Origin of the sequence: Thioalkalivibrio sp. (genome assembly GCF_007692535.1) — a bacterium.
Taxonomy (GTDB): domain Bacteria; phylum Pseudomonadota; class Gammaproteobacteria; order Ectothiorhodospirales; family Ectothiorhodospiraceae; genus Thioalkalivibrio.
On the sequence record NZ_REBW01000046.1, the window covers coordinates 1 to 4,498 of the forward strand.

A 4,498-nucleotide genomic window follows, 5' to 3' on the forward strand; every position below is an offset into this window, starting at 1 on the left:
CTCTCGGCGATTTGGCGCCGGGGGATGTCGCCCAGGGGGCTGGCCTCCTACGGTGCTGGGCCCGGCCCTTGTGGGAGGCGAGTCCGCCCGACACCACCCCGCCCCCGCACGTCGGCGTCCTCCTCGCGTCCGAAGGCTCTTCCGTACCCGGCAGCAACGCGGTCTGCGGGCGATGCGGCGCTGCAGCGAAACCGGTTTGACCTGATCATAAGACCACTCTTATACTGCGCCAACTTTTTCGGGGAGGGGACGGGCCAGCGGGCGCGTCCGTCGAATGACGCAACAGAGTTCCAAGGCAGCGCTGCAGTCGCTCGCCCTGCAACTGGGCGTGACCCTGTTCGCGGCGGCTGCCCTGGTGCCGGTCAGCACCGCCTGGGCGCTCGGAGCGCTGCTGGGCGGTGGCATCGCGATCGTCGGGAACCTGTTCGCGGTGGTGCTGGTGTTCCGCAATTACCGGGCCGCGGATCCCGGGGCCCTGACCACCCGGATGATGGGCGCGGAGCTGGCGCGCCTGGTGCTGGTTGCGGCGGGTTTTGCCATCGTGTTCGTCACCGTCGACGAGCCGGCCGTGTTCGTGCTGCTCGGGTCCTTCCTGGTGGTGCATCTCCTGCCGGTGTGGTGGATGCACCGGGTTTCTGATCAAGCAATGAAGAGATAACTGCATGGCTTCAGGAAACGAACTGCCCACCATGGAAGAGCACATTGCTCACCATCTGACCAACCTCACCTTCGGTTACCACCCCGAAACGGGGCTGGGTTTCGCGATGACCAGCAGCGAAGCGGCGGAGATGGGCTTCTGGGCCATCCACGTCGATTCCATGCTCTGGTCCATCGGCCTGGGCATTCTGTTCATCCTGAGTTTCCGCGCCGCCGCCAGGCACGTGACCGCCGGCGTTCCCGGCGGCTGGCAGAACTTCGTCGAGTGGATCATGGACTTCGTGGATGAAAACGTCCGCGGCTCCTTCAAGCACAAGAACGACATGGTCGCGCCGCTGGCGCTGACGATTTTCGTCTGGATCTTCCTGCTCAACCTGATGGACCTGGTCCCGGTCGATCTGATTCCGTACCTGGCCTATCTGGCCGGTATCCCGTACATGAAGATCGTGCCCACCACCGATGTGAACGTGACCGTGGGTCTCGCGCTCGGGGTGTTCATCCTGATCATCTACTACAGCCTCAAGATCAAGGGTCCGGTCGGCTTCATCAAGGAGCTGACGGGCATCCCGTTCCAGACGAGCATCACCGTGATCAAGCCGATCTTCTGGGTGATCAACTTCGTGCTGGAAACGATCAACCTGATCGCCAAGCCCATCTCGCTCGCCCTGCGACTCTTCGGTAACCTCTACGCCGCGGAGATGATCTTCATCCTGATCGGCGTGATGTACTCGGCCGGCCTGGTGCTCGGCCTGGTCGGTGGCGTCCTGCATGTGGGCTGGGCCATTTTCCACATCCTTGTCGTGCCGCTGCAGGCCTTCATCTTCATGGTCCTGACGGTCGTGTACATCGACATGGCGTACAGCGAAGACCACTAGCTTTCGATCCCTCTCAAACCAACTGACTGATTCAAACTCGACTGGAGATTCAAAATGGAAATGGCAAACGCTCTGATCGTTCTGGCTGGCTCCCTGCTGCTGGGTCTGGCCGCCGTCGGTGCCGCGATCGGCGTGGGGACCCTCGGTGGTCGCTTCCTCGAAGGCGCGGCGCGTCAGCCCGAACTGATCCCGATGCTGCGTACCCAGTTCTTCATCGTGATGGGCCTGACCGACGCGGTCCCGATGATCGGCGTGGGTATCGGCCTGTACGTCCTGTTCGCTCTGGGTGGCTAAGAGGCTGACCGGGTCCCGAGGATCCCTCACTACTCGTCAACCTGAGGTACCAGGATGAATATCAATCTCACCATCATCGGGCAGTTGCTCGCGTTCAGCGTATTCGTGTGGTTCACCATGCGCTTCGTCTGGCCGCCGCTTTCCGATGCCCTGGAGACCCGGCGCAGGAAGATCGCCGAGGGCCTCGCGGCCGCCGAGCGTGGCCAGAACGAGCAGCGCCTCGCCGAGGAACGCGCCAAGGAAGTCATCAAGCAGGCCAAGCAGCAGGCTGCGGAGATCATCGCCGCGGCGCAGAAGCGCTCCAACGACATGGTCGAGGAGAGCAAGACGACGGCGCGCGAGGAAGGCGACCGCATCAAGGAGGCCGCGCACGCCGACATCGAGCAGGAGGTCAACCGCGCTCGCGAGCAACTGCGCAAGCAACTGGCCAAGCTGGTGGTTCAGGGTGCCGAGCAGATCCTGGCGAAGGAGATCGACGCCAAGACGCACGGCGATCTCCTGAAAAACCTCGCCAAAAGGCTGTAAGGAGACCCCATGGCCGACATGACACAGGTCGCCCGACCCTACGCCCGCGCGGCCTTCGATCTGGCCCAGGCGCAGGATACGCTGCAGGCCTGGGACGACGAACTGGCCCTGCTGGCCGCCATTGCCGATGATGACCGCGTGCGCGCCGTGCTGGCGGACCCCCGGGTCGACCGCGCGGCGAAGTCCGGCCTGGTGCTCGGCATCGCCGAGGGTCACCTGAGCAGCGAGACGCGCAACTTCGTCCAGCTGCTCGCCGAGAACGGCCGCCTGCCGAGCCTGCCCGCCGTCCGGACCGAATTCGCGGCACTGAAGGCGGAGACCGAGAAGCGGGTCGTCGCCCAGGTCGTGTCCCACCGGAAGGTCACCCAGGCCCAGGAAAAGCAGCTGCTCGAAGCCCTGCGCGAGCGCCTTGGCTGTGAGGTCGAACTGGACTGCTCGGTCGATGAATCCCTGCTCGGCGGTGTCGTGGTCCGTGCCGGCGACCTGGTCATCGACGGGTCCGTCCGGGGCCAGCTGAGCCGCCTTGCCGCCAATTTGAGTCGCTAAGAGGAATCTACCCATGCAACTGAACCCTTCCGAGATCAGTGATCTCATCAAGCAGCGCATAGAGAAGTTCGAGGTGAGCTCGGAGGCCCGGACCGAGGGCACCGTGGTCAGCCTGACCGATGGCATCGCCCGGATCCACGGCCTCGGCGACGTGATGCAGGGCGAAATGATCGAGTTCCCGGGCGACACCTTCGGCATGGCGCTGAACCTCGAGCGCAACTCGGTCGGCGCGGTGGTCCTGGGCGACTACAAGCACATCACCGAGGGCGACACCGTGCGCTGCACCGGCCGCATCCTCGAGGTCCCGGTCGGTCCCGAGCTGCTGGGCCGGGTGGTGGACTCGCTGGGCCGGCCGATCGACGGCAAGGGGCCGGTGAACACCGACGTGACCGCGCCGATCGAGAAGATCGCGCCGGGCGTGATCGAGCGCCAGTCGGTGTCGCAGCCGCTGCAGACCGGCCTGAAGGCGATCGACGCGATGGTGCCGATCGGCCGCGGCCAGCGCGAGCTGATCATCGGCGACCGCCAGACCGGCAAGACCGCGGTGGCGGTGGACGCGATCATCAACCAGATCCGCAGCGGCGTGAAGTGCATCTACGTGGCGGTGGGCCAGAAGGCCTCCTCGGTCGCTGGCGTGGTGCGCCGCCTGGAAGACGCGGGAGCGATGGAACACACCATCATCGTCGCCGCGAACGCCTCCGAGTCGGCGGCGATGCAGTTCATCGCCCCCTACGCCGGCTGCACCATGGGCGAGTACTTCCGCGATCGGGGCGAGGACGCCCTGATCGTCTACGACGACCTGACCAAGCAGGCCTGGGCCTACCGCCAGGTGTCGCTGCTGCTGCGTCGCCCGCCGGGCCGCGAGGCCTACCCCGGTGACGTCTTCTATCTGCACTCGCGCCTGCTGGAGCGGGCCTCGCGGGTGAACACCGACTACGTGGAACAGGCCACCAACGGCGAAGTCACCGGCCAGACCGGCTCGCTGACCGCGTTGCCGATCATCGAGACCCAGGCCGGCGACGTGTCGGCCTTCGTGCCCACGAACGTGATCTCGATCACCGACGGCCAGATCTTCCTGGAGACCGACCTGTTCAACGCGGGCATCCGTCCGGCGATCAACGCGGGCCTGTCGGTGTCGCGCGTCGGCGGCGCCGCCCAGACCAAGATCATCAAGAAGCTCGGTGGCGGCGTGCGCCTCGCCCTCGCCCAGTACCGCGAGCTGGCGGCCTTCTCGCAGTTCGCCTCCGATCTCGACGAGCTCACCCGCAGGCAGCTGGACCGCGGCAAGCGCGTGACCGAGCTGATGAAGCAGGGCCAGTACTCCCCGCTGGCGGTCGGCGAGATGGCCTTCTCGCTGTTCGCGGCCAACGAGGGCTTCCTGGACGACGTGGAAGAGGAAAAGATCGTGAGCTTCGAACAGGCCCTGCTCGACTACGCACGGTCTTCGCAGAAGGCGCTGCTGGACAAGATCAACGAGTCCGGCGACTACGATGCCGAGATCGAGTCGGCACTGCGCAAGGCCCTGGAAGAGTTCAAGGCCAAACACAGCTGGTAACGGGAGCACGCGATGGCGGGCACAAAGGAAATCCGGACGCAGATCA

Annotated in this window: 6 protein-coding genes; all 6 read left to right on the plus strand. The window is 65.2% G+C overall.

Translation table 11 applies throughout. The features are described from left to right. Positions 1–274 precede the first annotated feature (274 nt). Genes EA346_RS00775 through atpA form a run of 6 tightly spaced genes read left to right on the plus strand, consistent with a single transcriptional unit; the run spans position 275 to position 4,452 of the window. A complete protein-coding gene (locus EA346_RS00775) occupies positions 275–658 on the plus strand; it encodes an ATP synthase subunit I (RefSeq protein WP_296754401.1) in 384 nt (127 codons plus the stop codon). A gap of 31 nt (positions 659–689) precedes the next feature. Next, on the plus strand, positions 690–1,532 hold the full coding sequence (gene atpB / locus EA346_RS00780; protein WP_296754414.1) for a F0F1 ATP synthase subunit A: 843 nt from the start codon (positions 690–692) through the stop codon (positions 1,530–1,532). A 54-nt stretch (positions 1,533–1,586) separates the two neighbouring features. Then, a complete protein-coding gene (atpE, locus tag EA346_RS00785; RefSeq protein ID WP_006746696.1) occupies positions 1,587–1,826 on the plus strand; it encodes a F0F1 ATP synthase subunit C in 240 nt (79 codons plus the stop codon). Positions 1,827–1,880: 54 nt separating this feature from the next. After that, complete coding sequence (locus EA346_RS00790) at positions 1,881–2,351, plus strand: F0F1 ATP synthase subunit B (RefSeq protein WP_296754404.1); 471 nt, start codon at positions 1,881–1,883, stop codon at positions 2,349–2,351. A gap of 9 nt (positions 2,352–2,360) precedes the next feature. After that, entirely contained in the window at positions 2,361–2,897 is a 537-nt protein-coding gene (locus tag EA346_RS00795; RefSeq protein ID WP_296754408.1) for a F0F1 ATP synthase subunit delta, read from the plus strand. Between the two features lie 13 nt (positions 2,898–2,910). Then, entirely contained in the window at positions 2,911–4,452 is a 1,542-nt protein-coding gene (gene atpA, locus EA346_RS00800) for a F0F1 ATP synthase subunit alpha (RefSeq protein ID WP_296754411.1), read from the plus strand. Positions 4,453–4,498: the final 46 nt, after the last annotated feature.